The following is a 25,701-nucleotide window of genomic DNA, read 5'->3' as shown; positions in this document are numbered from 1 at the left end:
AATTGTCGTTGCGTATGGCGCAACGCCTGCCCGGTGGGGTCAGTGGATCTCCTCCACCAGCACGTCCAGCGACCACGGCTTCCCCGCCTTCGCCGGTGCCTCGGCCTCGACCGCGTACCCCAGGTCGCGCAGCGCCTCCACCAGCTCCGCCGGGCCCTCCGGCGCGGTCCCGGAGGTCAGCAGGCTCCGGACGATCCGCCCCTTCGTCGCCTTGTTGAAGTGGCTGACCACCTTCCGGGTCGGCGCGTGCAGCACGCGCACGGACGCCGTCCGCCCGGCCACCTCGCCCTTCGGCTTCCACGCCGCCGCGTAGGCCGCCGACCGCAGGTCCAGCACCAGCCCGTCCCCGGCGGCCTCCGGCAGCACCTCGGCCATCGGCGCCCGCCAGTACGCGCCCAGGGCCCCCAGGGCGGGGAGCTTCACGCCCATCGAGCACCGGTAGGAGGGGATCCGGTCGGTCACCCGCACGGCACCCCACAGCCCGGAGAACACCAGCAGCCAGCGGGCGGCCCGCCTCCTGGCGGCCGCGTCGAGGGAGGACAGGTCCAGGGCGTCGTAGAGCACGCCGGTGTAGATCTCGCCGGCGGGCCGCGCCCCGGCCGTCCGCAGCTCCGCGTTCTTGGCCACCTCGCCGCGCAGCCCCTCGCTCAGCCCGAGCACCTCACGGGCCTTCTCGTCGTCCCCGGCGCACAGCTCGACCAGCTCGGCGAGGACGGTCTCCCGGGCGGGCGTCAGCCCCGGAAGGGACAGCGTCTCCGGCTTCAGCGGGGCGCCCCGGCCGGACGACGCCTTACCCTCCGACGGCGGCAGCAGGACAAGCACGGGTACTCCTTCGGTCGAGCTCCTGGCCAGGGTACGGGGTGGCTCCGAGGGGGCCGGTGCCCCATACTCACCGGAGTCGATCACCGGGAGGGGCTGGCTCATGGGGCGCGCAGGCGCACACGGACGGTCCGCGGGGCGCGTCCTCGCGACCGTGGTGACGGCGGTCGCCGTCGCCGGACTGACGGGCGGCTGCTCGTCCCACGACAGCGCGCAGGACGACGAGACGCGCGAGCACTACTGCTCCGCGCTGGGGACCTGGCAGCGGACGAAGGCCCGGTCCGAGAACGCCGACGTCGCCGGATACGCGGTCCTCGCCGCCGCGCGACGGCTCGACCGGGAGGGCCTCGACCGCTCCGGCAGCCACGTCCTCCAGGACACCGCCCTGGCGGTCGACACCGCGGACCTCGGCGCCGAGGGCCGGGTGGCGTCCTACTGCACGGACGCGGGCTTCGAGACCTACGTCCGCTGAGCCACGCCCCGCCCTCGCTGATCCTGTGCCACGATCGAGGGAACGGTTCCCGATCTCCCGGACAGGTGATCCGGAGGGGGACGACTACCGCATGCTCGGCACCTTCGCCTTCGGCAAGCCGGTGGAACTCCCGGCTCCCTTCTCCTTGGAACTCGACACCACCGACTTCCTGTGATCCCCGGGCGCGGGCGTGCGGGGCGGGGCGGTGTCGGCGCCCGGTAGCATGGGCGGCACGGCAGACGAGCCGGGCGGGCGGCCGCGTGGAGTCCCTCACGGGACTTCCCGAGGAACGTCCGGGCTCCACAGGGCAGGGTGATGGCTAACGGCCACCCGGGGTGACCCGCGGGACAGTGCCACAGAAAGCAGACCGCCGGGGATCTCGGTCTCCGGTAAGGGTGAAACGGTGGTGTAAGAGACCACCAGTGCCCAGGGCGACCTGGGCAGCTAGGTAAACCCCACCCGGAGCAAGGTCAAGAGGGGACGCCTCCTCGCGAGAGAGGGCGGCCCTGCGCGGACGTTCGAGGGCTGCCCGCCCGAGTCCGCGGGTAGACCGCTGGAGGCCGGTGGCAACGCCGGTCCTAGATGGATGGCCGTCGCCGGCGGGACCGCGAGGACCCGCCGGAACAGAACCCGGCGTACAGCCCGACTCGTCTGCCGCCCCTCCTCGGGCCGCCGTCACGGAACCTCCACGATCAACGGCATTCCCACACCCCACGACCCGGCTGATCCCGCGGCCCGTGCGTGCAACGGGCGTGGGTGTACGTATAGTTGGCCGAAATTCGACAGCTCGTGCGGGGCGGGGAGCGGTGAGAACCACGCGGTGGGAGCGAAGTGGCGTCGCGCCGGAGCGGGCCCTGCCCGTTTCGCGCCCTTCGGCCGGACTCGCCGGGCGCCGTCCCGGATACCACGGCGGGACGCACGGGCGACGGGTTCGCGACGAACTCGGATTGCTGACGGACCATGCAACAAGCGGGGTTTTCCCGCACGTCAGGGTGATTAGCATGAGCCGTACGTGGACGGAAGATCGTCTTCCTGTCGGCTGACCCCTTTCCCGGCCCGCGGCCGCTTCGCGCCGTCACCCCGCTTCCCCTGCTCTCACCGACCGAGGGACCGCTCCATGCCAGTGCCTGCTTCGCCCAGCCAGCACCAACCGGCGGTGGCGCCGCGCACCTCGCTCGCCGCACGGTCGGTCGTGCCGGTGACGACCGCCGCCGCCGGCGGCGCGACGGTCGCCCTGGCACCGTCCGACGCCTCCACGTGGGTCCTGGCCGTGGTGGTGGTCGCCTGGGTGTGCGTGACCGTCACCGTCCTCGTCGCCCACCGGCTGGTCCACCGCGCCCGGAGCGCGGCCGCCGAGCGCGAGACGGAGAACAACCGCCTCAGGGCCGAAGCGGCCCGGCTGTCGGTCGAGATGTCCCACCTGGCCGGCCAGACGCTGCCCGACCTGGCCGAGCGCCTGCGGCAGGGCACGAGCGCGGCCGACGTACTGGCCAGCGTGCCGCCGTCGTCCGACCCGCACCTCCAGCGGCTGACCCACACGTTCGCCGCGGTCGTCGAGGAGGACGTCCGACGGCTGGCCGCCCTGGACGGCGAGCACCGCACGCTGCGCGACGAGATGGACCTGGCGGCGGCCGAGTACGAGCGCTTCGTGAAGGAGACGCTGCCCGCCGCGGTCGCCCGGCTGCGCGAGGGCCGGTCCGCCGACACCGTGCTCGCCGAATTCGAGCTGCCCCGGCTGCCGGAACTGCGGATCCCGGCCGAGTCCTTCATCCGCGAACTCGCCCACAGCGAGCGGCGCGCCGCCGCGGCCCAGGCCGCCTCCGCCAAGGCCCTCAGCCGCGTCCAGGCCAAGGCCGTGCGGATGCTCGCCGACCTGCGGGACATGCAGGAGCGGCACGGCGAGGAGGTCTTCGGCGACCTGCTGAAGCTGGACCACAGCACCTCCCAGCTCGGCCTGATGACCGACCGGCTGGCGCTGCTCATGGGCGGCAGGTCCAGCCGCGCCTGGAACAAGCCGATCGTCATGGAGAGCATCCTGCGCGGCGCCGTCGGCCGCATCTCCGCCTACCAGCGGGTGCGCCTGCACTGCTCCACCCGCGCCGCCGTGTCCGGCTTCGCCGCCGAGGGCGTGATGCACCTGCTCGCCGAACTGATGGACAACGCCGCGAACTTCTCCCCGCCCATCGACGAGGTGCACGTCTACGTCGAGGACCGCAGCGCCGGCATCGTCGTCACCATCGAGGACAGCGGCCTGAAGATGGCCGACGCGGCGATGCGCCGCGCCGAGGAGGCCGTGACCGGCCGCGTCACCGACCTGGCCTCGCTGCAGGGCACCCGGCTCGGCCTCGCCGTGGTGGGCCGGCTCGCGGTGAAGTACGGCATCAGCGTCAACTACCGCCCCTCCTCCCGCGGCGGCACCGGCGTCGTCGTCCTGCTGCCCCTGCACCTGCTCGCCCAGCAGCGCGACCTGGTCCCGCACCAGACGGCCCCCCGGCCCGAGGCCATGCCGGCGGCGCTCGCACCCGCGCCGGTGCCCGAGGCCCACGAGCGCCCCGCCGCGGCACTGCCGGCGGCCGGCGAGCGCCCCGCGGCGGCGGCACTGCCGGCCGCCACCGAGCCCCCCGCCGCCCGGCCCGAGCTGCCCGCACAGCGACGGCACCGGCGGCCCGACGGCACCACGCCGAACGGTCTGCCGGTGCGAGCCCCCGGCCGCACCATGGCCGAGGCGGAACGCGAACGCGAACAGCGCCACTCGACGTCCGCGCAGGCCGCCGACGCACCGCCGGCCCGGCGCCCGGCACGCGACGCGGGCTCCCGGTTCGGCGCCTTCCACCGCGCACGGCAGTCCGCGGACGGTACCGCCGGACCGGCCGCCCGGCCCGGAACCGAGCCGCCCGCGGCTCCCTAGTCCCCACCCCTTCCCGTACGGCGTCCGGAGCGACGGCGCCCCCTTCCCGCTCGAGCTCGTGAGATAGGAGGAACGGGCCGGTGGCCGGTCAGCCGGGCACCACCGTCCCATCACCCATCATGCAGACCACCGACAACAGCCTCAGCTGGCTCCTGCAAGGTCTCCTGGAACAGACCCCCGGAGCCCGCCACGCCCTGGTCCTCTCCCGGGACGGCCTGAAGCTCTGCTGGAGCGAGCACCTGACGCTCGACCTGGCCGACCAGCTGTCGGCGATCTGCTCCGGCATCCAGGCCCTCGCCCAAGGGGCCTCCATGGAGTTCGGCGACGGCACCGGCGGGGTCCGGCAGTCGATGACCGAGTTCCACGGCGGCCTGCTGTTCATCGTGGAGGCCGGCGAGGGGGCGCACCTCGCCGTCATCGCCGGCGAGGACGCCGATCCCGGAGTGGTCGGCCACCAGATGACGGAGCTGGTCGAGCAGATCGGCGAGCACCTGCGGGCCGAGCCGCGGGACCAGACCAGGGCGAACGGCACCGCGTGATGCGCAAGCCCGTCGACACGGGTGATCCCGACCGGCTCTACACCGTCACCCGTGGACGCAGCCGTGCCGACGAGTCCTTCGACCTGGTCACCCTCGTCGTCAGCGAGAGCGGGCCGGTGCCGGGGATGCAGTCGGAGCTCGCCCGGATCCTGGAGATGTGCCGGCACCCCACCGCCGTCGTCGAGATCGCCGCGGAACTCGCACTGCCGGTCACGGTGGTGCGGATCCTGCTCGGCGATCTGCTGGACACGGGCCGCATCACCGCCCGCCACCCGCGCACGGCGCAGTCCGTCGCCTCCCTGCCTGATTCCGCCCTACTCCAAGAGGTGCTCCATGGGCTCCGCAACCTCTGAGCCGCCCTCCCACCGCACACCGCTGAACGACACCGCGGAGACCGGTCTGAAGATCGTCGTCGTGGGCGGGTTCGGCGTCGGAAAGACGACCCTCGTCCGCTCCGTGAGCGAGATCCGGCCGCTCAACACCGAGGAAGTGATGACCCAGGCCGGTGTGGGTGTCGACGAGACCGGTGCGGTGACGGGGAAGACCACCACGACGGTCGCGTTCGACTTCGGTCGGATCACCCTCAACGACCGCATGGTGCTGTACCTGTTCGGAGCACCCGGCCAGGAGCGCTTCTGGTTCCTGTGGGACCGGCTGTTCTCGGGAACGCTGGGCGCCGTGGTCCTCGTGGACACCCGGCGGATGGACGACTCCTGGTACGCGATCGACAGGCTGGAACACCACCGCACGCCCTTCGTGGTGGCCGTGAACCGGTTCGACGACGACGGCGTCCGCTACTCCCTGGACGAGATCCGCCAGGCGCTCGCCCTGCCCGCGCACGTGCCGATGGTCGACTGCGACGCGCGGGTCAGGCAGTCCGGCAAGGACGTCCTGCTCACCCTGGTCAACCATCTGCACGACATGGCCATCGCCCAGGAGGCGACACTGTGACCGACTCCGGCTACCCTTCCGCGCGACCGGCGCCCCCGGGCTGCCCCGCCCACGCCGGGGCGGTGCGCCTCGGGGGGCTCGAGTACCAGCAGACGCCGGCGCAGCTCTACCGAGCGCTGCGCCGGGAGCACGGCCCGGTCGCGCCGGTTCTGCTCGACGGCGACATCCCCGCCTGGCTCGTGCTGGGGTACTCGGAGGTCACGTACGTCACGAGCCACGACGAGCTGTTCGCGCGCGACTCGCGGCGCTGGAACCAGTGGGACTCCATCCCGCCGGACTGGCCGCTGCTGCCCTTCGTCGGGTACCAGCCGTCCGTGCTCTTCGCCGAGGGCGAGGAGCACCGGCGGCGGGCCGGGGTGATCACCGAGGCGCTGGAGGGCATCGACCAGTTCGAACTGTCCCACGACTGCCTGCTGATCGCCGACGAGCTCATCGCCCGGTTCGCCGGCAGCGGCCGGGCGGAGCTGATGGCCGACTACGCGCACGCCCTGCCGATGCGCACCGTGGTGCACATGTGCGGGATGCCGACCTCGGGCGAGGACACCCGCCGGCTCGTCGACGACCTGCGGATCTCCCTGGACGCCGTCGAGGGCGACGACCCGGTGGCGGCGTACGCGCGCGTGGGGGAGCGGCTGCGTCGGCTGGTGCGGGACAAGCGGGCCGTCCCCGGCCCGGACGTCACCTCGCGCATGCTGGCCCACCCGGCGGGCCTGACGGACGAGGAGATCGTCCAGGACCTGATCTCCGTGATCGCGGCGGCGCAGCAGCCGACCGCGAACTGGATCTGCAACACGCTGCGGCTGCTGCTGACGGACGAGCGGTTCGCCGTGAACGTGTCGGGCGGCCGGCTCAGCGTGGGCGAGGCGCTCAACGAGGTGCTGTGGCTGGACACGCCGACGCAGAACTTCATCGGGCGGTGGGCGGCACGGGACGTCCAGCTGGGCGGTCGGCAGATCCGGGCCGGCGACTGCCTGGTGCTCGGGCTGGCCGCGGCCAACACCGACCCGCAGATCTGGCCCGAGGGGCACGTGGGCGCGGAGAACGCCGCGCACCTGTCGTTCAGCAACGGCGAGCACCGCTGCCCCTATCCGGCTCCCCTGCTCGCGGACGTGATGGCGCGGACGGCGGTCGAGACGCTGCTGGAGCGGCTGCCCGACCTGGTGCTGGCGGCGGACCCGGAGGAGCTGGCCTGGCGGCCGTCGATCTGGATGCGCGGGCTGTCGGCGCTTCCGGTGCGGTTCACGCCGGTGGTGCAGTAGCGCGGCTTCCGGGCCCGTGATCAGGGCCCGGACACCGGCGCGGACCGGCGGGTGGGACGGCGGTGCGGGTCAGTCCCGGACGGGCGTGAAGCGCACCGGGAGGCTCTGCGGTCCCCGGGTGAACACCCCCTGCTCGGCCGGTTCGAACCCGTCGGCGAGGCGCACGTCGGGCATGGCGTCGAGGAGCTGGCCGACGCCGATCTCCACCTCGGCCTTGGCCAGCAGCGCGCCGACGCAGAAGTGCCGGCCGAGCGCGAAGGCGAGGTGGTCGGCGGCGGCGGAGAAGGCGGTCGTGGTGGTGAGGTCGTCGCGGAGGACGTCGAAGCGGTCGGGGTCGCGGTAGCGGCTCTCGTCACGGTTGGCCGCGCCGATCAGGCAGGTGACGGTGGCGCCCGGGGGTATCGTGCCGCCGCTGAGCGTCACCTCCGTCGCCGACTGCCGCATGATCATGTGGACGGGCGGGGTGAACCGCAGGGTCTCGGCGAAGGCGCGCGGGATCAGCGAGCGGTCCGCACGGACGGCGGCGAGCTGGTCGGGGTGGAGCAGCAGGTTCGCGAAGATGCCGGCGATGGCCTTGTCGGTGGTCTCGCCGCCGGCGGCGAGCAGCAGGCTGCAGAACGCCTTGACGTCCTCGTCGCTCATCCGCACCCCGTCGACCTCGGCGGCGCACAGCGCGGACAGCAGGTCGTCGCCCGGGTTCTCGCGGCGGTCCCGGATGATCGGCAGCATGTACTCGGCGAACTCCACCCGGGTCCGCTCGCCGGCCGCCGTCACCTCCGGGTCGCCCGACAGGTTCCCGAGGAAGGCGATGACGGCCGTGTACCAGCGGTGGAAGCGGGAGTGGTCGGCCTTGTCCAGGCCCAGCATGTCGGCGATGACGTTGACCGGGAAGCGGGTGGCGTAGTCCGTGACCAGGTCGGCGGAGCCGGTGTGCCGGAAGGAGTCGATCAGTTCGCGGGAGTTGCGCTCGATGACGGGCAGGAACTTCCGCTCCAGGTCGCTGCCGCGGAAGGCGGGGGCGACGAGCGCCCGGCGCACGGCGTGCTCCCGCCCGCTGAGCTGGAGGATCGTCTTGCCGTGCACGGGCTCGATCTGCCAGGCGTAGTTGTCCGTGGTGAACTCGCCGGCCTTGTCCTTGAAGACGCGCTCGACGTCCTCGTAGCGCGAGACGATGTAGCTCTGCGTCGCCTCGTGCCAGATGAGGGGCGCGGTCTCCCGCATGACCCGGTAGGCGGGGTAGGGGTTCGCCGCGAACTCGGGCGAGAGGATGTCGGGCACCTGCTGGGCGGTGGGCATGGGGCTCCCAGGGTCGTGACTTGGTGTACGGCACAAGGTTATTGATCATTCATCAGTTCCGACAGGGCGCCAGGTGCACCACTCGCCCGACGGTGCGAGGCGGGGAGCCCGGGTGACGTCCGGTGCGTGGCGTTCCGTAGTCTCCTGGCTGTTTCGTGCGACACCCGGTGCAGGAGGAGGCGGACCGCATGGCCCACACGCGCTACGACCAACGGATCCGGGTGTTCGTCCAGGTCTGCGGCGGCGAGCACGACTGGCGGGAGGCCGAGGCCCGCTTCGAGGCGCACGGCTGGCCGGTGCGCGACGCCCACCCCGCGGGCGGGGGACCGCTGGGCACGGCGCTGGAAGCCGACCCGGGGTCCCGCGTGTACGAGATAGAGGTCCGCCTCTTCGGCGCGGCCAAGGGCAGCGACCGGGGCGCGGCCGACCGGGTGCGCAAGGTGCTGCGCGGCGCGCACCTCGAAGGGTACGTCCGTCGGGCCGAACTCCTCGAGCGCGACCGGGAGTTGTTCCCCCACTGGCGGATCGTGAGCACCGCCCACCGGCGCCCCGGCAGGCAGCCCGCCTGGCGACGGCACCTCACCCGCGCGGCCACGCGGCTAGGCAGGCACGACACCGGCGGATTCGTCGCGGGCGGGCCGCGCCAGGCGCTGCGGCTGGCCCGCGCCGACGCTCCCGCCGGGGCCCCCCGCCCCGCCGTGGCCGTCCGGCCGCTGGACGGGCGGCGCCGCGAACCCGCTCCGTACCGGCGGGAGGAGCAGCTGGAGCGCTCTATCTACCGGCTGGTCCTGTGGACCCTGCTGTCGGCGGGCGCGCTCACGCTGGCCTCGGCGGCGGTCCCCGGCGCCCCCCGGTGGATCCTGGGAACCCTGGCGCTCTTCGGTGCCTGCGGATCCCTCTGGTCCGGCTGGGACATGAGCCGGGCGGGCAAGCGGCAGGAGGGCGTCGTCCTCGCCCTGCTCTGCCTGCTGGTCTTCGCCGCCTTCGGGATGGGCCTGCTCAGCAGCGACGGCAAGGCCTGGACCCCGCGCGAGACCCTCACGACCGCGGTGGTGGTCGCCGTCCTCGCGGGGCTGTGGCTCCTGGCGCGGCAGTGGACGTGGGGCGAGTGGGTCGCCTGGGCGGTCCCGCTGACGGCGACCCTGACCGTCTCCGCCTTCGTGGCCGCGGGGTCCGTCCTGCACGCCCTGTACGCCGACGGCCTCTCGCTCAGCCCGTCGGACCTCGACGTGCCGCCGGTCTGGCAGTTCGCGGCCTCGGTGAAGCTGCTGGTGATGCTCAGCCTCGTCATGATCGTCCCCGCCTGGTGGGGCTTCGCCAAGCACCGTCACCACCGGTACGCCACCCCGGGGGACGGCACCAACATCATCCTGAACGTGTGCCTCTTCGTGGCGATGCTGGCCGGCGCGGGGCTGCAGGCCTGGGACTCCGCCGCGACGGCCGTGGACCGGACGGTCGCGGCGGCCCGGCGCGGTGCGGAGCCGCCGTCGTACTTCGGCGTCGAACCGAAGTGGACCTGCGTACGGCTCGTCGTGCCGGCCGACGAAGCCGCCGGAGAGGGACCGCGGTTGAACGCGTCCCGGCCCTACCTCTCCTTCGGCATCGCGGGGGAGACGGCGGTGCTGTGGGACCCCGCCACCCGCGAGCCCGTGAAGCTGCCGGCGAGTCAGGTGTGGCTGGGGCCGGCGAAGTCGGGCAAGGTCACGTGCCCGGTACGCCCGGCACCGGGCCCTACGAAAGTTTCGTAGCCACTCCTCGCGCTTTCTGATCTACGTTCCGGCCTCCGCTGCTCGCGGATGGCTCATTCCTGGCATGTATGCGCCTGAACAGCCAGAACCCTCGCCCCTTACGCCTCTCCCGCGTCCGAAGCTTTCGAAACAATTACCGAAACTCTTGACGCTCGACGGGTGCAGGCCAACACTGGCGCCGTCGTCGAACCCCCAGGAGAGGAAGCATCGCGATGAACGTCCTCGCCGGACCGAGGCGCCGCGGACGCGGCTCGGTCTCCCTGTCAGTCCGCGGCGCGTGGGCCGTCGCCCTGGCCGCCCTGGCCGCGCTGCTGCTGCCGGCCACCGCCCACGCCGACACGGTCGTGACCACCAACCAGACCGGTACCGACAACGGCTACTACTACTCGTTCTGGACCGACAGCCAGGGCACCGTCTCCATGAACATGGGGGCCGGCGGCCAGTACAGCACCTCGTGGCGCAACACCGGCAACTTCGTGGCCGGCAAGGGCTGGAGCAACGGCGGGCGCAGGACCGTGCAGTACTCGGGCACGTTCAACCCCTCCGGCAACGCGTACCTGGCTCTCTACGGGTGGACCTCGAACCCGCTCGTCGAGTACTACATCGTCGACAACTGGGGCACCTTCCGGCCCACGGGCACCTTCATGGGCACCGTGAACAGCGACGGCGGCACCTACGACATCTACCGGACGACGCGGTACAACGCCCCGTCCGTCGAGGGCACCCGCACCTTCGACCAGTACTGGAGCGTGCGGCAGTCGAGGCGGACCGGTGGCACCATCACCACGGGCAACCACTTCGACGCGTGGTCGCGTGCCGGGATGCCGATGGGCAGCTTCAACTACTACATGATCATGGCGACCGAGGGCTACCAGAGCAGCGGCAGCTCCAGCATCAACGTCGGCGGTACGTCCGGCGGTGGCGGCGGAGGGGGCGGTGGCGGCGCCTGCACCGCGACGCTGTCGGCGGGACAGACCTGGGGTGACCGGTACAACCTCAACGTCTCGGTGAGCGGCTCGAGCAACTGGACGGTGACGATGAACGTGCCGTCCCCGGCGAAGGTCCTGTCCACCTGGAACGTCAGCGCGAGCTACCCCGGCGCGCAGACGCTGACCGCCAAGTCGAACGGCAGCGGGAACACCTGGGGCGCCACCATCCAGGCCAACGGGAACTGGACCTGGCCGACGGTCAGCTGCAGCGCGGGCTGACACCATCCACCGACCAGCGAGGAGGACAACTTCGTATGCGCACCAGACCCCGTCCGTCATGGCGTCCCCTGGTCACCGGGGCGGCCGTCGTCGCGCTGGCCGCCGCCGGCACCGTCGCCGCCGACGCCGCACCCACCCAGGCCGCCGCCTGCACCGGCTACGTCGGCCTCACCTTCGACGACGGCCCCTCCGGCAACACGTCGTCCCTGTTGAACGCCCTCAAGCAGAACGGGCTGCGGGCCACCATGTTCAACCAGGGCCAGTACGCGGCCCAGAACCCGTCCCTCGTCCGGGCCCAGGCCGACGCCGGCATGTGGGTCGCCAACCACAGCTACACCCACCCGCACATGACCCAGCTCGGCCAGGCCCAGATGGAGTCGGAGATCTCCCGGACCCAGCAGGCGATCGCGGCCGCGGGCGGCGGTACGCCGAAGCTGTTCCGCCCGCCGTACGGCGAGACCAATTCCACGCTGCGGTCGGTCGAGGCCAAGTACGGCCTGACCGAGGTCATCTGGGACGTCGACTCGCAGGACTGGAACAACGCCAGTACCGATGCCATCGTGCAGGCCGTGTCCCGGCTCGGCAACGGCCAGGTCGTCCTCATGCACGACTGGCCCGCCAACACCCTCGCGGCGATCCCCCGCATCGCGCAGACCCTGGCGGGCAAGGGCCTGTGCTCCGGCATGATCTCCCCGGCGACCGGCCGCGCGGTCGCCCCCGACGGCGGCGGCACCGGCGGCGGAGGGGGCGGTGGCGGCGGCTGCACCGCGACGCTGTCGGCGGGACAGACCTGGGGTGACCGGTACAACCTCAACGTCTCGGTGAGCGGGGCGGGCAACTGGACGGTGACGATGAACGTGCCGTCCCCGGCGAAGGTGTTGTCCACCTGGAACGTCAGCGCGAGCTACCCCAGCGCGCAGACACTGACCGCCAAGTCGAACGGCAGCGGGAACACCTGGGGCGCCACCATCCAGGCCAACGGGAACTGGACCTGGCCGACGGTCAGCTGCAGCACCGGCTGAGCCGCACGAGGAAACATGCGGCGCGGTGGTCGTCCGACCACCGCGCCGGACGCCGACTGCGCCTCGCTGCGGAACGCCGCCAAGCTGAGCGAGGTCGTCCGCACCGAGAGTAAACAACTCCCAGAGCTGGACCCCTAGGTCGGGTCATCCTCGGTGGTCTCTCTGAGACGGTCCACGACCGCCTCGGCGAGCGCCTTGAACTCCTGGTAGCAAGTCTGTACGTACTTCTGCGTGCTGCCCAGGGCACCGTCTGCGGCTTTGAGATCGAACATCGGCTTGCGGGCGTCGTGCGCGAGCGGCATCAGACTGCGGTAGTTGCGCAGGGTGGCGATCTCGTACGAGCGGTCGTCGGTGGGCCAGTCCGCGTGCCCCAGAACCGCCGTGCCGTAGACCCAGGGGATCCGGGTGAGCCAGCGCTCGTACGCCCGCACGGGCCGGTCGAGGCGCATCTCCGGCTGCATGATCACGTAACCGAGCGGCTGCATGGCTGCGCTGGGGGAGGAGATGGACGACGGGATCTTGGGCTTTACCAGATCCTGCCACTGGCTGCGCCACTCGCGCAGCGTTGGGCCCAGGTTGAGCAGTCCCTTGAGGGAGAACAAGTCGGCGGCCATGGGCATGAGGACCGTGTCGGCGGCGATCAAAGCAGCCCGGTTGATGGCTCCGAGGTTCGGGCCCACGTCGATGAGTACCAGGTCCGCGTCGACCTCGCGCGCCGCCCGCTCGATGATGCGGTGGAAGGCCGTCGTGGTGCGGATGGCCGCGGGGTCACCCCCGTAGCCGTTGAGCCAGGCCGCCGACAGTTTGTCCTCGAACTTGCTCAGTTCCAGGTTGCCCGGCAGGAGCCACAGGCCCGAGGTGATCGTCACCGGGCTGACCGGTGCGATGTCGCCGGTTCCCTCGAGAATGGGACGCACCGCGTCCGCGACGGTGTGCTGCCCCTCGGTGCGGGTGAAGAGCTTGCGCTGCTCGGGGTAGTCGTTCTGGGCGAATAGTTCGGAGCCCTTGTCCCAGAGCTCCTCCAGTTCGTTTTCGTCCAGGATCGCCGCCGTCAGGTTGGACTGGGGGTCGAGGTCCACCGCCAGGACGCGCGCCCCCTGGCGGTGCAGCATGTGGGCCAGATGGTAGGCGAGCGTCGTCTTGCCGACGCCCCCCTTGTTGTTGAACAGGGCGACAGAGATCACTGCGCTCTCCTCACGGTCACAGACCAGGATGAGTCGTCCACGGAAAACTCGGCCGGCGGGTTGCCGTTGCGGTCGAGGGCCGCACGTACCCGTCCGATGCCCCTGCCGAAGCGGTTGACGTAGCCAAGGGATTTCATCGCGGCGGCGAGGGAGGGGTTGCGGTAGTCGTTGACCTGGTCGAAGTTGTCGCTGCGGACCTGACCGTAGGGTCCGCCGGGGTTGGTCACCTCGATCCGGTCGTCGAACCACACGATCCTGACGGGCGCGTAGGACGTCTCGTAGTTGCGGTGCATGATCGCGTTCATGCAGAGCTCGCGAAGGGCTGCAAGGGGATAGTCGGGGCGTGACTCCTCCTTGAAGCCGGAGGACTGGACCACCCGGGTGTGCAGGTGCCCCCGCAGTACCGTCTCGAGCCGGTCGGCGGTGGCCACCACGTTGTGCCGCAGTTCCTGCTCGTCCGCGATGGCCGCGTCCAGGTCGCTGCCCTGGTAGCGGACGTGTTCGACGTCGACCGGCTCGCCGACGTGCCGGAGACGGTTCCCGACGCGACCGCGGTGCCCTCCCCGAAGGCCCGCGTACTCGTCCCGCTGCTCTTCCTGTGCGCCCTCGTGGCCATGGCCGTCGGACTCGGCGTCACCGGGGCCGCAGCCGAGTTCACCGGACCGATCGTCATCGCGCTGGCCATGGCCGCCGTGCCCGTCGCGCACCGGTTCGGCGTGACCGTGCTGGACTCCTTCGCGGAGCCCTCGGCCCCGTTCGCAGCCGCCGCGCACGACGAGCTTGAGCCGACTCCCGAAGCCGTCCGCCGGGCTGCCTGAGAAGGCGCGCGCTGCACGCCGTCCTGAACAGCAACCCGGCCGCCCGCGCCAAGCCGCGCCTGCAGGAAGCATCGCTGAGAACGACGACTGGCTCCGGCCCGGACGCCGGTTCAGCACCAGCGGGTGCGGGGGCAGTTCCAGTGGCCGCCGCCTCCGCCGCCGTTTCCGTCCGACGAGTCGTCGGAGCCGCCCGTCAGGCCGTTCGGGAAGGCGCTGTTGCGGTTCCGGTCGCCGGGGAACGGGTCCCGGTAGTCCGGGTCGCCGTCGTCGTCCCGGTCCGGCAGGTTCGGCCGGTCGCCGTCGTCGCGGTCCGGGTCGGGGCAGCCGTTGTCCGGGTGGGTCAGTTCGAGCGTCACCCACAGGTCGACGGTGACGTCCCCGCCCTCGGCCGGGTCGGTCACGCACACCCGCCAGTCGTCGTACTCGCCCTCGTCGGGGAGCTGGTCGTTGACGTACGCGGTGGACGCCATGATGTGGTCGTCCGGGACGGTCCCGAGGGCGGCGACCTCCTTGTGCGCCGTCTTCCACGTCTTCCAGACGAGATCCGGCATCGTCGGCCACGGGATCGCCCCGCCGTCCGCCGCGGGGCAGGGGGCACCGTTCTTCACCGCGCCGAAGTCGATCGTCCTCGTCCCGGACGACGTCCAGCCGGTCTTCTGGAAGCAGACGGTCCAGTTGAGCCGCATCATGATGCTCTTGTCCTGGTCGGACGCGTCGTGCTCGTCGACGCCGAACCCGGCGGCCTCGGCCCGGTCCCGGGCGTCGTCCAGCGTCATGCCCCGGTAGTCCGCGGCCTCCGGCCGGGGCCTGGGGCTGGGCTTCGGGGTCGTCCCGGCCGCCGACGGCGTCGCCGGGGCGAGGGCGCCGGCCGTGACGCCCGCGCCGCCCTTGCCGTCCGCCTCCGCCGCGACGGTCGCCGCGCCGTCCTCGGGCGGATCCGGGAGGACCCCGCCGAGCAGCGCCATGGCCCCGATCGTGACGATCACCTTGGTGCCCTTCTGCCAGGGGCTGTCCTTCCACACCAGGACGATCGCGGCGACCAGGGCGACGAAGCCCAGGTACTCGCTGACCAGGCCGAGCAGGGGCACGGCGGCCACGAATCCGATGCGCGCCCGGTCGGTCCGCCACCAGCGGGTGCGAGGGCGGTCGGGTCCGGGAGATGCCGGTGGCGTGGGCGGGGCGGGCGGGCGGTGCATGGGCGGTGTCTTTCCTGGTGCGGGTGGTGATGGCCCGTGAGGTCAGTCCGGCGCTCCGTCGGGCGACCGCATCGTACAGCCCGCCCCCGGCCCGGCCGGACCCCGGAGCGACCGGCCCGCCACCCGTGCCAGATGCCGCCCGAACACCTCCCGCGCGTCGGGCGTCAGGGTCCGCAGGGCCACCATCGCCGTGATCACTACGTCGCACAGCTCCGCCTCGACGTCCTCCCACGTGTGGGTGACCCCCTTGCGCGGGTTCTGGCCCGTCGCGCCGATCACCGCCTCGGCGACCTCGCCGACCTCCTCGGACAGCTTCAGCATGCGCAGCAGCAGGCCCTCACGGCCGCCGACGGGCTGGTCCGCCTCCAGCCACTTCCACAGGGAGTCGACGGTGGTCCAGGCGTCGTCGGCGGGCGTGCCGCCTCGGTTGTCGGTCATGCGGGGCAGCCTGCCACGGGCCGCGGGGCCGCCGCGTCAGTCGAACAGCTGCTCCTGCCGGCCCTCCGCCGCCTTGCGTACCCGCTTGTTGCGCGCCCCGACGACCACCGCCGTGGCGGCCGCCGTCGCCGCGAAGGCCGCCGGAACCATCCAGTTCCGGTTGACCGCGTGGCCCAGGGCGTGGTCGACGGAGAGGCGGCCGGGGCCCGTGACGGCGAGGCCGGCGGCCGTCAGGCCCAGGGAGGCCGCGTACTCGTAGCCGCCGGCCTGGGCGAAGAAGCCGTTCGGGGCGTGCACCGCGGCGGCGCCCGTCATCGCGCCGGCCGCCGCCGCGCCCGCGGCCGGGGTGGCCAGGCCCAGGGCCAGCAGCACGCCGCCCCCGGCCTCCGCGAGGCCCGCCGCGGTCGCGCTGGCCCGGCCCGGGGTGTAGCCCATGGACTCCATGGCCTTGCCGGTCCCCTCCAGCCCCCCGCCGCCGAACCAGCCGAGCAGTTTCTGCGCGCCGTGCGCGGCCAGCACGCCGCCCGTCCCCAGACGGAGCAGCAGCAGTCCGAGGTCGCGTCGGTCGTAACAGGTCATGTCTGCTCCTTCGGGCGGTGACGGCGGTGACGGGCGCTTACCGCCGTGACGTCTGGGGTGGGCACCTCCCAGGTTCCCACCGTCGCACCGTCCGCACCCGGCCGGCCCGCCGCGGGCGCCGTTCGGGTGGCGGGGCGCCGGGGCCGGTGTGACGCTGGCCGGCATGACGATTCAGACCACCCGTCTCAGCGACCCGGCCGTCCGGGCCTTCGTCGCCGCCGTCAACGCGCACGACCGCGAGGCCTTCCTGGCGCTGCTCGCGCCAGACGCCACCATGGCCGACGACGGCGACGACCGGGACCTCGCCCAGTGGATCGACCAGGAGATCTTCTCCTCGAACGGCCACATGGAGGTCGACAACGAGTCGAACGGCGGGCGCGCCCTCATCGCCCGCTACCGCAACGACACGTGGGGCGAGATGCGCACCCGGTGGAACTTCACCGTGGACGAGGACGGCCGCATCGCCCGGTTCGAGACCGGCCAGGCGTAACCGGGGACCGGCGACGCCGTTCCCCCCGGGTGTTGCCTTCGGGTGCGCTTCAACTCCTAGCCTCCCCGGGCATGAACACCAACGGAACCACCACGCCCCCCGGTACGGCCGGGGCCACCAGGAGCCTCGGCCGCAGCGGCATGGAGGTCAGTGCGCTCGGCTTCGGCTGCTGGGCCATCGGCGGCGAGTGGCGGGACACCGCCGGGCAGCCGCTCGGCTGGGGGCACGTCGACGACGACGAGTCCGTACGGGCGGTCCGGCGCGCCCTCGACCTCGGCGTCACCTTCTTCGCCACGGCCGACGTCTACGGCGCCGGGCACAGCGAGCGCGTGCTGGGCCGGGCCCTCGGAAAGCGGCGGGACGACGTGGTCCTCGCCACCAAGTGGGGCAACGTCTTCGACGCGCGCACCCGCACCCTCACCGGCTCCGACGACTCGCCCGCGCACGTGCGCCGGGCGCTCACCGCGTCGCTGGAACGCCTGGGCACCGGCCACGTCGACCTCTACCAGCTGCACCTCGCGGACGCCGACCCAGGGCGGGCCGCGGAACTCCGCGACGTCTGCGAGGACCTCGTGCGCGAGGGGCTGGTGCGCGCGTACGCGTGGAGCACGGACGACCCCGCACGCGCCGCCGTGTTCGCGGCCGGTGAGCACTGCGCGGCCGTGCAGCACCGGGCCAACGTCCTTCAGGACGCGCCCGGGATGATCGCCCTGTGCGAGGCCTCCGGGCTGGCGAGCGTCAACCGCAGCCCGCTCGCCATGGGACTGCTCGGCGGCGGGCACGCGGCCCGGCGGGCCCCGGCGGCCGGTGACATCCGCAGCAGGCCGCCCGCCTGGCTGCCGGGGTTCGGGGACGGGACCGGCGCCGACCCCCGGTGGCTGGCCCGGGTCGAGGCGCTGCGGGACGTCCTCACCGCGGGCGGCCGTACGCTCGCGCAGGGCGCCCTGGCCTGGCTCTGGGCCCGCAGCGACCGGACCGTGCCGATTCCCGGGTTCCGTACCGTCGCCCAGGCCGAGGAGAACGCGGGCGCGCTGGACAGGGGGCCGCTCACCCCCGGCCAGATGGCCGACGTCGAGCGGATCCTGGCACGCTGACGCCGGCACGGTGTGCGCGGCAGCCGTTCCGTCCACCGGTGCGCATCCCGCGGTCCCCCCGCGGGATCCACCCCCACCCGGTGGCCGGAACGGCTGCCGCCTTCCCCCCTGGGTATGGCTTGCGGAGCTCCGGAAGGCCGATGCTCCGAGTGTGAAGCTTCGGTGAAGGAAAGTTGAGCATACGACCGCTGTCGCCCGCAAGGGCGCGGACCGTTGCGTTCCGAATGTGCGGATCGTCAAGAGCCCGTCCGGCAGGCCCCGTTCAGCCGCGTCCCACGTACGGCATCGCCGTCGCCAGGACCGTCGCGAACTGCACGTTCGCCTCCAGTGGCAGCTCCGCCATGTGCCGCACCGTGCGCGCCACGTCGGCGACGTCCATCACCGGCTCGGGCACCACCTCCCCGTCGGCCTGCAGCGCCCCGGTCCGCATGCCGGCCGTCATGTCGGTCGCCGCGTTGCCGATGTCGATCTGGCCGACCGCGATGCCGTAGGGGCGGCCGTCCAGGGACAGCGACTTGGTCAGGCCCGTCAGCGCGTGCTTGGTCGCCGTGTACGCCACCGAGTGCGGGCGCGGCGTGTGCGCGGAGATCGAGCCGTTGTTGATGATCCGGCCGCCCTGCGGGCTCTGCTCCTTCATCTGCCGGTACGCCGCCTGCGCGCACAGGAACGCCCCGTTGAGGTTGGTGTCCACCACGTGCCGCCACGCGTCGTAGGGCAGGTCCTCGACCGGCACGCCGCCGGGGCCGAACGTCCCGGCGTTGTTGAACAGCAGGTCCAGCCGCCCGAACCGGTCGCGCACGGCGGCGAACAGGGCGGCCACGTCCTCGGGCCGTGACACGTCTGCCCGCACGGGGAAAGCGGTGTCGCCGGGGGCGAGCGCCGCCGTCTCCTCCAGGGGCCCGGTGCGGCGGCCCGCCAGGACCAGCGTCCAGCCCGCGCGCGCCAGTTCGGCGGCGACCGCGCGGCCGATGCCGGAACCGGCACCCGTGACCACGGCGATCCGCCCCTGGTCCGCCATGTCGTACGTTCCCTCGTCGGTGATTCTCACGGTGTTCATGACGCCGCAGCGTACGCGTGGGGGATCGGCCGGCGATCTTGCGGAACTCATCCGTCCGCCACAGCCCCGTCATGTCCGCGCCAAGCTCGCGTCGTTCCCGGCCATTCGAATGCCCCCTGCACCCACCGCAAGGGGAGGAACGGATGACACCCGCGAACCACCAGGCCCCGCACCGTGCCCAGGCCGCCCGGGCCACGCACGCGCCCGAACTCCGCGCCGCCGCCCGCCACCTGGGCCGCCGCCGCTTCCTGACCGTCACCGGCGCCGCCGCGGCGCTCGCCTTCTCCGTGAACCTGCCCGCCGCCGGCACCGCGAGCGCCGCCGAGCTCGACCCGGCGCAGCTCCCCGGAGACCCCTTCACGCTCGGCGTCGCCTCGGGCGACCCGCTGCCGGACTCCGTCCTGCTCTGGACCCGCCTGGCCCCCGCGCCCTACCAGACCGACAGCGGACTGCCCGCGAAACGCGTCGACGTCGGCTGGGAACTCGCCCTCGACGAACGCTTCCGCCGCGTCGTCAGACGGGGCACCACCACCGCCCACCCCGAGTTCCACCACACCGTCCACGTCGAGGTCGGTCACCTCGCCCCCGGCCACGTCTACTACTACCGCTTCCGCGCCGGCCGCTTCGTCAGCCCCGCCGGCCGCACCCGCACCGCGCCCCCGGCCCGCAGCCGCACCGCCGGGCTCACCTTCGGCCTGGTCTCCTGCCAGCGCTACGACCAGGGCTACTACACCGCCTACCGGCACCTCGCCGAGGAGGACGTGGACGTCGTCTTCCACCTCGGCGACTACCTCTACGAGTACGCCGTCAACTCCGCCGGCGGCTCCCGCGCCTACCCGGCCGGCACCCTGCCCGCGCAGTTCAACCACGAGACGGTGACGCTGGAGGACTACCGCCTGCGGTACGCCCTCTACAAGTCCGACCCCGACCTGCGGGCCGCGCACGCCGCGCACCCCTTCGTCGTCACCTGGGACGACCACGAGACCGAGAACAACTACGCGGGCGACACCCCGGAGAACAGCGTCCCGCCGGAGGAGTTCCTGCTGCGCCGGGCCGCCGCCTACCGGGCGTACTGGGAGAACATGCCGCTGCGCCGCCCCCAGCTCCCCGAGGGCCCGGACCTGAAGCTGTACCGGCGTCTGCACTGGGGCCGGCTCGCCCAGTTCGACGTGCTCGACACCCGCCAGTACCGCTCCGACCAGGCCTACGGCGACGGCTGGCAGTACCCGGGCCCGGAGTCGCAGGACCCGTCGCGCACGCTCACCGGCGACGCCCAGGAGCGCTGGCTGATCAACGGCTGGCACCGGTCGGACGCCGTCTGGAACGTGGTGCCCCAGCAGGTCACCTTCTCCCAGCGGTACAACTCCACCACCGCGCCCTCCAAGGTCTCCATGGACTCCTGGGACGGCTACCCGGCCTCCCGCGAGCGGGTGCTGGCCGGCGCGCAGGCCGCCGGAATCGAGAACCTGATGGTCCTCACCGGCGACGTGCACGTCCACTACGGCTTCGACATCAAGCGCGACTTCGCCGACCCGGACTCCCGGACCCTGGGTACGGAGATCGTCACCTCCTCCGTCACCAGCGGCGGCAACGGCTCCGCGAAGCCGTCCAACTGGGACACCTACCTGGCCGCCAACCCGCACCTGCGGTTCTACAACGGCCTGCGCGGCTACGCGACGGTGTCCCTCGGCCGGGAGCTGGCGCGCGCCGACTTCAAGACGGTGTCCCACGTGACCACGCAGGGCGCGCCGCTCACGACCGCCGCCTCCTTCGTCACGGAGGTGGGGGAGCAGGGGCTCAAGCCGGCGTGACCTCGCGCTCGGCGGCCGGCTCGCCGGTGCGCTCGCCCGGGTAGCGGACGCCGACGCGGTCCCGGATCGCGTCGAGCGTCCGCATCACGGCAAGGGTGCCGTCGAGCGGGACCAGCGGCGACTCGGTCTCACCGGCCCGCAGTGCCCGCATCACCTCCCGGGCCTCGTGCTCGAGGCTCGCGCGGGGCCCGTCGGCCGGGTCGGCCGTGAACCTCTCGGGTTCGCGGCCGTCCCGGTGCAGCACGAAGTGCTCCGGGAAGAAGAAGCCGTCCGGGACGTCGATGCGGCCCAGGGAACCGGTGACCGACGCCGAGTTGGGCGTGCCGCCGGTGATGGAGCAGTGCACCGAGGCGAGAGCGCCGCTGTCGTAGGACAGCAGCGCACCCGTCTGGAGGTCGACCCCCTCCTCCGAGAGCACCGCGCGCGCCGCGACGTCCGACGGCTCGCCGAGCAGGAGCTGCGCGAACGACACCGGGTACACGCCGAGGTCGAGCAGCGCGCCGCCGCCCTGCGCCGGGTCCCGCAGCCGGTGCGCCGGTGGGAAGGGGCCGGCCAGTCCGAAGTCCGCCTGGACGCTGCGGACCTCGCCGATCGCACCGTCCTCCACCAGCGCCTTCAGGCGCCGCACCAGCGGATTGCAGTACATCCACATCGCTTCCATCAGGAAGGCCCCACGCTGCCGCGCCAGCGCGACCAGTTCCTCCGCCTCGCGCACGTTCAGCGTGAACGGCTTCTCGCAGAGCACGTTGCGGCCCGCCTCCAGGCAGAGGCCGGCGGCGGTGCGGTGGGCCGCGTGCGGAGTGGCGACGTACACCACGTCGATGTCCTCGTCCCGGGCCAGCGTCGCCCAGTCGCCGTAGGCCCGCGGTATGCCGAACCGCTCCGCGAAGGCCTTCGCCGACGCCTCGGTCCGCGAGGCGACCGCCACGACCTCCGCGTCCGGCAGATCGACCAGATCCGCCGTGAACCTAGCCGCCATCCCGCCGGTCGCCAGAACTCCCCAGCGCACCCTCTGCTCGGCCACCCTGTCCCCACCCTCGCTCACGTTCAGACAAGTCCGTACGAGCTGAGAGCATAGGTGCCGGATCCGGAGAACAGGGAGGGGCACATGCCCGAGCGCGGGCCGTCCATACCGCAGGCGTCACCGACGAGGACCGCACGGCCGGGCACGCCCCCGGCGGCCGGGCCGGACCCGCGGCCGGCCGTCCGCGCGCCGCGCGGCACCCGCCGCACCGGACTGCTGGTCACGCTCGTCCTCGGCGGGCTGACCGCGACCCCGCCGCTGGCGATGGACATGTACTTGCCCGCGCTGCCGGAGGTCACCGAGTCCCTGCGCGCGCCGGCGGCGACCGTCCAGCTCACGCTCACCGCCTGCCTGGCCGGCATGGCCCTCGGGCAGCTCGTCGTCGGCCCGATGAGCGACAAGTGGGGCCGCCGCCGTCCGCTGCTGGCCGGCCTCGCCGTCTACGTCGTCGCCACCGCGCTGTGCGCCGTCGCCCCCACCGTCGAGCTCCTGGTCGCGGTCCGGCTGGCGCAGGGCCTCGCCGGAGCCGCCGCCATCGTCATCGCGCGGGCCGTCGTACGGGACCTGTACGACGGTGTGGCCATGGCCCGCTTCTTCTCCACGCTCATGCTGATCTCCGGCGTCGCCCCGGTCGTCGCTCCGCTCATCGGCGGGCAGATCCTGCGGGTGACGGACTGGCGGGGCGTGTTCGCCGTGCTCACCGTGGTCGGTGTGCTGCTGGGCGGGGTGGTGTGGGCCTGGTTGCCCGAGACGCTGCCGGTGTCCGAACGGCACGCCGGCGGGGTGGGTGACACGCTCCGCTCGATGCGCGGCCTGCTCGCCGACCGGGCCTTCACCGGGTACATGCTCGCCGGCGGCTTCGCCTTCGCCTCGCTGTTCGCCTACGTCTCGGCCTCCCCGTTCGTCGTGCAGGAGATCTACGGCGCCTCCCCGCAGACCTTCAGCCTGCTGTTCGGGCTCAACTCGATCGGCCTGGTCGTCGTCGGCCAGATCAACGGCAGGATCCTCGTCGGGCGGGTCGCCCTGGACCGGGTGCTGGGCCTCGGCCTCCTGGTCGTCATCGCCGCCGCGACCGCCCTGCTGCTGATGACCCTCGGCGTCTTCGGCGAGGTTGGGCTCGTGCCGATCGCCGCCGCGCTGTTCGTGCTGATGTCCGCGATGGGCATCAGCCTGCCCAACACCCAGGCGCTCGCGCTGATGCGGGTCGAGCGGTCCGCCGGCTCCGCGTCCGCGCTGCTCGGCACGTCCTCCTTCCTCATCGGCGCCGTCGCCTCCCCGCTGGTCGGGATCGCCGGGAAGGACACCGCCCTGCCCATGGCCGTCGTCCAACTCGCCGCGGCGGTGGTGGCGCTGGCCTGCTTCCTGGGCCTGTGCCGTCCCCGGGCGGGGCGCGCGACCGCGGAGGGGGCGGAGAGCTGAGCGCTCCGAGACTGCGCCTCGACACCCCGGAGCGGGCCGGGCTCGACCCCGGGGAGCTCCGACGTGTCGTGGCCGACGTGCACGCCCTCACCGCCGGTGAGCGGCCCTGGGCGGCCGGGGCCGTCGTGGCCGTGGGCCGCGGGCCGGTGCTCGCCGTCGAGGAGGCGGCGGGCTGGGCCGTGCGGTACGCGTCGTACGACCCGGTCACCGACACGGGCGTGGAGCTGCCCGAGGGCGCCCGGGTGCCGGCGACCGTGGACACGCCCTTCGACCTGGCGTCGTTGACCAAGCTGTTCACCGCGGTCGCCGCCGTGCAGCAGATCGAGCGCGGCACGCTCGGCATCGACGCGGAGGTGGGCGCCTACCTGCCCGACTTCCGCGGGGCCGCGGCGCACGGGACCACCGTGCGGCAGCTTCTGACGCACACTTCCGGGCTACGGCCCGAACTGCCGCTGTACGACTGCCCCGACGACGAGGCACGGCTGCGGCGGCTGCGCGCGGAACCGCCGGTCGGGGTGCCCGGTACCTACTGCTACTCCGACCTGAACATGCTGCTCCTCCAGCACGTGCTCCAGCGCATCACCGGCCGCGGCCTCGACGTCCTCGTGCGCGACGGGATCACCCGGCCGCTGGGCATGACGGCGACGCGCTTCGGGCCGTGCCCGGAGGCGGCGGCGACGGAGGACCAGCGGCGGCCGTGGGCCAAGGCGAACCGGGGGATGCTGCGGGGCGTCGTCCACGACGAGAACGCCTGGGCGCTGGGCGGCGTGGCGGGGCACGCGGGACTGTTCTCCGCCGCGCGGGACCTCGCGGTCTTCTGCCGGGCGCTGCTCGCGGGAGGCTCCTACGGGCCCGCGCGCATCCTCGGCGCCGACTTCGTGGAGCTGCTCCTGACCGAGCCGGGGCTCGGCTTCGCGCTCGACCGGCCCTGGTTCATGGGGGAGCTGGCGGGGCGCGGGGCGGCGGGGCACACGGGCTTCACGGGGACGATGCTGGTGCTCGACCGGGCGACGGACACGTTCGCGGTCCTGCTCGCCAACACGGTCCACCCGCGGCGGCGGACGCCGGACAACGGGCCGCGGGCGACGCTGGGGACGCGGGTGGCCCGGGCGGTGCGCGCGGTCCGCCGGGCCGGGGGCCCGCCCCCGCCCCGTAGAATTCCCGGGTGAACGCCCCCGCCAGCTCCGCCGACACCCTGCGCGCCGCCCTCGCCGATCTCGTCGACGGGCTCCCGCCCCGCCAGGCCGCGCAGGCCGTCGAACGGCTGATCGCCAACTACCGCGGGGCCACCCCGACCGACGCCCCGATCCTGCGGGACCGCGCGGACGTCGTCGCGTACGCCGCGTACCGCATGCCGGCGACCTTCGCCGCCGTGCGGTCGGCGCTCGCGGCGTTCTCGGACGCCGTGCCCGGCTGGACGCCCGCCGGCCACGTGGACGTGGGCGGCGGGACCGGCGCGGCGACCTGGGCCGTCGGCGACACCTGGGGCGGTACCCGCCCGGTGACCGTGCTCGACTGGGCCGAGCCCGCGCTCGCCCTCGGCCGGGAGATCGCCGCCGCCGATCCGGCCCTGCGCGACGTCCGCTGGCAGCGCTCCCGGATCGGGGCGGCGCTCACCCTGGAGAGCACCGACCTCGTCACCGTCTCCTACGTCCTCAACGAACTGACCGCCCCCGACCGCGCCGCCCTCGTCGACGCCGCCGCCGGCGCCGCGCAGGCCGTCGTGATCGTCGAGGCGGGCACGCCCGACGGGTACGCCCGGGTCATCGAGGCCCGCGCCCGGCTGATCGCCGCCGGCTTCCATGTCGCCGCCCCCTGCCCGCACAGCGCCGCCTGCCCCATCGTGCCCGGCACGGACTGGTGCCACTTCGCGGCGCGGGTCAGCCGCTCCTCCCTGCACCGGCAGGTCAAGGGCGGCTCCCTCGCCTACGAGGACGAGAAGTTCAGCTACGTGGCCGCCGCCCGCTTCCCGGTCGCCCCCGCGCCCTCCCGCGTCGTCCGGCGCCCGCAGATCCGCAAGGGGCAGGTCCTGCTCGACCTGTGCGAGACCGACGAGCAGCTCCGCCGCCGGACGGTCACCAGGCGCCACGGCGACCTGTACAGGGCGGCCCGCGACGCGGACTGGGGCGACCCCTGGCCTCCGGCGGCGGAGCGCTAGTCACGCCTCCTTCCGGGCCGCCTCCTGCCGTTTCTCCTGGAGCCTGCGCAGCAGCTCCCGCTTCTGGGCCCGCGCGTCCGGCGCGCCGCCGGTCCGGTCGCCCCGGCCGCCACCGCGCAGGGCCTCGCGGCCGAGGTTCCGGCGCGCGCCGCCCACGCCCAGCATGTTCCCGGCTCCGCCTCGGGTCATCAGAGCTCACGTCCCTTCACAT

27 protein-coding genes and 1 other RNA gene are annotated in these 25,701 nt (G+C 73.2%); 18 read left to right on the top strand and 10 right to left on the bottom strand.

All coding sequences use genetic code 11. The features are described 5' to 3' along the window. Positions 1-39: 39 nt before the first annotated feature. On the bottom strand, positions 40-822 hold the full coding sequence (yaaA, locus tag AC0VYN_RS28265) for a peroxide stress protein YaaA (protein ID WP_475533225.1): 783 nt from the start codon (positions 820-822) through the stop codon (positions 40-42). A 100-nt stretch (positions 823-922) separates the two neighbouring features. Between yaaA and AC0VYN_RS28260 the strand changes: the two genes are divergently transcribed. From AC0VYN_RS28260 to AC0VYN_RS28225, 8 genes are all read left to right on the top strand, one after another. Next, positions 923-1,291 (top strand): hypothetical protein, encoded by a 369-nt coding sequence (locus AC0VYN_RS28260; RefSeq protein WP_475533224.1) that lies wholly within the window; start codon positions 923-925, stop codon positions 1,289-1,291. Positions 1,292-1,316: 25 nt separating this feature from the next. After that, the gene (locus AC0VYN_RS28255) at positions 1,317-1,466 is read left to right on the top strand and encodes a hypothetical protein (protein WP_475533223.1); all 150 of its coding nucleotides are present in this window, start codon (positions 1,317-1,319) and stop codon (positions 1,464-1,466) included. 65 nt (positions 1,467-1,531) lie between these two features. Next, positions 1,532-1,945: RNase P RNA component class A (gene rnpB, locus AC0VYN_RS28250), an RNA gene on the top strand. A 463-nt stretch (positions 1,946-2,408) separates the two neighbouring features. Next, positions 2,409-4,199, top strand: coding sequence for a sensor histidine kinase (locus tag AC0VYN_RS28245; protein WP_475533222.1), 1,791 nt, complete (start codon positions 2,409-2,411; stop codon positions 4,197-4,199). A 119-nt stretch (positions 4,200-4,318) separates the two neighbouring features. Further along, entirely contained in the window at positions 4,319-4,738 is a 420-nt protein-coding gene (locus AC0VYN_RS28240) for a roadblock/LC7 domain-containing protein (RefSeq protein ID WP_475533221.1), read from the top strand. Continuing rightward, complete coding sequence (locus AC0VYN_RS28235) at positions 4,735-5,091, top strand: DUF742 domain-containing protein (RefSeq protein ID WP_385469967.1); 357 nt, start codon at positions 4,735-4,737, stop codon at positions 5,089-5,091. The genes AC0VYN_RS28240 and AC0VYN_RS28235 overlap by 4 nt, the downstream gene beginning before the upstream one ends. Next, positions 5,072-5,689 (top strand): GTP-binding protein, encoded by a 618-nt coding sequence (locus tag AC0VYN_RS28230; protein WP_475533220.1) that lies wholly within the window; start codon positions 5,072-5,074, stop codon positions 5,687-5,689. The genes AC0VYN_RS28235 and AC0VYN_RS28230 overlap by 20 nt, the downstream gene beginning before the upstream one ends. Further along, entirely contained in the window at positions 5,686-6,948 is a 1,263-nt protein-coding gene (locus AC0VYN_RS28225; protein ID WP_475533219.1) for a cytochrome P450, read from the top strand. Before AC0VYN_RS28230 ends, AC0VYN_RS28225 begins: the two co-directional genes overlap by 4 nt. Positions 6,949-7,017: 69 nt before the next feature. On the opposite strand, the gene AC0VYN_RS28220 is transcribed toward AC0VYN_RS28225, so the two are convergent. Next, entirely contained in the window at positions 7,018-8,244 is a 1,227-nt protein-coding gene (locus tag AC0VYN_RS28220) for a cytochrome P450 (RefSeq protein ID WP_475533218.1), read from the bottom strand. A gap of 188 nt (positions 8,245-8,432) precedes the next feature. Here AC0VYN_RS28220 and AC0VYN_RS28215 point away from each other — a divergent pair, with 188 nt between their 5' ends. From AC0VYN_RS28215 to AC0VYN_RS28205, 3 genes are all read left to right on the top strand, one after another. Further along, positions 8,433-9,992, top strand: a complete 1,560-nt coding sequence (locus AC0VYN_RS28215) for a hypothetical protein (protein WP_475533217.1) — start codon at positions 8,433-8,435, stop codon at positions 9,990-9,992. A gap of 212 nt (positions 9,993-10,204) precedes the next feature. Then, complete coding sequence (locus AC0VYN_RS28210; RefSeq protein WP_475533216.1) at positions 10,205-11,200, top strand: glycoside hydrolase family 11 protein; 996 nt, start codon at positions 10,205-10,207, stop codon at positions 11,198-11,200. A gap of 35 nt (positions 11,201-11,235) precedes the next feature. After that, positions 11,236-12,222, top strand: coding sequence for a polysaccharide deacetylase family protein (locus AC0VYN_RS28205; RefSeq protein ID WP_475533215.1), 987 nt, complete (start codon positions 11,236-11,238; stop codon positions 12,220-12,222). Positions 12,223-12,356: 134 nt separating this feature from the next. Here the strand turns inward: AC0VYN_RS28205 and AC0VYN_RS28200 are convergent, their stop codons facing one another. Both AC0VYN_RS28200 and AC0VYN_RS28195 read right to left on the bottom strand, forming a co-directional pair. Continuing rightward, a complete protein-coding gene (locus AC0VYN_RS28200; protein ID WP_475533214.1) occupies positions 12,357-13,406 on the bottom strand; it encodes a ParA family protein in 1,050 nt (349 codons plus the stop codon). Next, a complete protein-coding gene (locus AC0VYN_RS28195) occupies positions 13,403-13,840 on the bottom strand; it encodes an ATP-binding protein (protein WP_475533213.1) in 438 nt (145 codons plus the stop codon). The genes AC0VYN_RS28200 and AC0VYN_RS28195 overlap by 4 nt, the downstream gene beginning before the upstream one ends. 3 nt (positions 13,841-13,843) lie before the next feature. Here AC0VYN_RS28195 and AC0VYN_RS28190 point away from each other — a divergent pair, with 3 nt between their 5' ends. Then, the gene (locus AC0VYN_RS28190; protein WP_475533212.1) at positions 13,844-14,224 is read left to right on the top strand and encodes a hypothetical protein; all 381 of its coding nucleotides are present in this window, start codon (positions 13,844-13,846) and stop codon (positions 14,222-14,224) included. Positions 14,225-14,334: 110 nt separating this feature from the next. Here AC0VYN_RS28190 and AC0VYN_RS28185 read toward each other — a convergent pair whose 3' ends face one another. From AC0VYN_RS28185 to AC0VYN_RS28175, 3 genes are all read right to left on the bottom strand, one after another. Then, entirely contained in the window at positions 14,335-15,321 is a 987-nt protein-coding gene (locus tag AC0VYN_RS28185) for a PASTA domain-containing protein (protein ID WP_475533211.1), read from the bottom strand. A 141-nt stretch (positions 15,322-15,462) separates the two neighbouring features. After that, on the bottom strand, positions 15,463-15,858 hold the full coding sequence (locus tag AC0VYN_RS28180; protein ID WP_475533210.1) for a MazG-like family protein: 396 nt from the start codon (positions 15,856-15,858) through the stop codon (positions 15,463-15,465). A 36-nt stretch (positions 15,859-15,894) separates the two neighbouring features. After that, positions 15,895-16,437: a DoxX family protein gene (locus AC0VYN_RS28175; RefSeq protein ID WP_385469950.1), complete on the bottom strand. Its 543-nt coding sequence runs from the start codon at positions 16,435-16,437 to the stop codon at positions 15,895-15,897. Between the two features lie 163 nt (positions 16,438-16,600). Here AC0VYN_RS28175 and AC0VYN_RS28170 point away from each other — a divergent pair, with 163 nt between their 5' ends. Then, complete coding sequence (locus AC0VYN_RS28170; RefSeq protein ID WP_385469948.1) at positions 16,601-16,927, top strand: nuclear transport factor 2-like protein; 327 nt, start codon at positions 16,601-16,603, stop codon at positions 16,925-16,927. Between the two features lie 71 nt (positions 16,928-16,998). Beyond that, complete coding sequence (locus tag AC0VYN_RS28165) at positions 16,999-18,021, top strand: aldo/keto reductase (RefSeq protein WP_475533209.1); 1,023 nt, start codon at positions 16,999-17,001, stop codon at positions 18,019-18,021. 262 nt (positions 18,022-18,283) lie between these two features. On the opposite strand, the gene AC0VYN_RS28160 is transcribed toward AC0VYN_RS28165, so the two are convergent. Beyond that, positions 18,284-19,078 (bottom strand): SDR family oxidoreductase, encoded by a 795-nt coding sequence (locus AC0VYN_RS28160; RefSeq protein WP_475533208.1) that lies wholly within the window; start codon positions 19,076-19,078, stop codon positions 18,284-18,286. 143 nt (positions 19,079-19,221) lie between these two features. Between AC0VYN_RS28160 and AC0VYN_RS28155 the strand changes: the two genes are divergently transcribed. Further along, positions 19,222-20,889 carry an alkaline phosphatase D family protein gene (locus tag AC0VYN_RS28155; RefSeq protein WP_475533207.1) on the top strand — a complete coding sequence of 556 codons (1,668 nt, stop codon included), beginning with the start codon at positions 19,222-19,224 and terminating at the stop codon, positions 20,887-20,889. On the opposite strand, the gene AC0VYN_RS28150 is transcribed toward AC0VYN_RS28155, so the two are convergent. Further along, positions 20,876-21,913, bottom strand: a complete 1,038-nt coding sequence (locus tag AC0VYN_RS28150; RefSeq protein ID WP_475533206.1) for a Gfo/Idh/MocA family protein — start codon at positions 21,911-21,913, stop codon at positions 20,876-20,878. The genes AC0VYN_RS28155 and AC0VYN_RS28150 overlap by 14 nt on opposite strands. A gap of 84 nt (positions 21,914-21,997) precedes the next feature. Between AC0VYN_RS28150 and AC0VYN_RS28145 the strand changes: the two genes are divergently transcribed. From AC0VYN_RS28145 to AC0VYN_RS28135, 3 genes are read left to right on the top strand one after another with little or no spacing between them, the layout of a single operon-like run. Beyond that, the gene (locus tag AC0VYN_RS28145; RefSeq protein WP_475533205.1) at positions 21,998-23,332 is read left to right on the top strand and encodes a multidrug effflux MFS transporter; all 1,335 of its coding nucleotides are present in this window, start codon (positions 21,998-22,000) and stop codon (positions 23,330-23,332) included. Next, on the top strand, positions 23,269-24,501 hold the full coding sequence (locus tag AC0VYN_RS28140) for a serine hydrolase domain-containing protein (RefSeq protein ID WP_475537007.1): 1,233 nt from the start codon (positions 23,269-23,271) through the stop codon (positions 24,499-24,501). Before AC0VYN_RS28145 ends, AC0VYN_RS28140 begins: the two co-directional genes overlap by 64 nt. Next, positions 24,498-25,490, top strand: coding sequence for a small ribosomal subunit Rsm22 family protein (locus tag AC0VYN_RS28135; RefSeq protein ID WP_475533204.1), 993 nt, complete (start codon positions 24,498-24,500; stop codon positions 25,488-25,490). Before AC0VYN_RS28140 ends, AC0VYN_RS28135 begins: the two co-directional genes overlap by 4 nt. Here AC0VYN_RS28135 and AC0VYN_RS28130 read toward each other — a convergent pair whose 3' ends face one another. Next, complete coding sequence (locus AC0VYN_RS28130; RefSeq protein ID WP_475533203.1) at positions 25,491-25,679, bottom strand: DUF6243 family protein; 189 nt, start codon at positions 25,677-25,679, stop codon at positions 25,491-25,493. Positions 25,680-25,701: the final 22 nt, after the last annotated feature.

The sequence above is a fragment of the Streptomyces sp. 63XJN7_1_ISO-PGPR-S23-121 genome, assembly GCF_056173025.1.
This window is presented reverse-complemented; position numbering and strand designations above follow the sequence as displayed.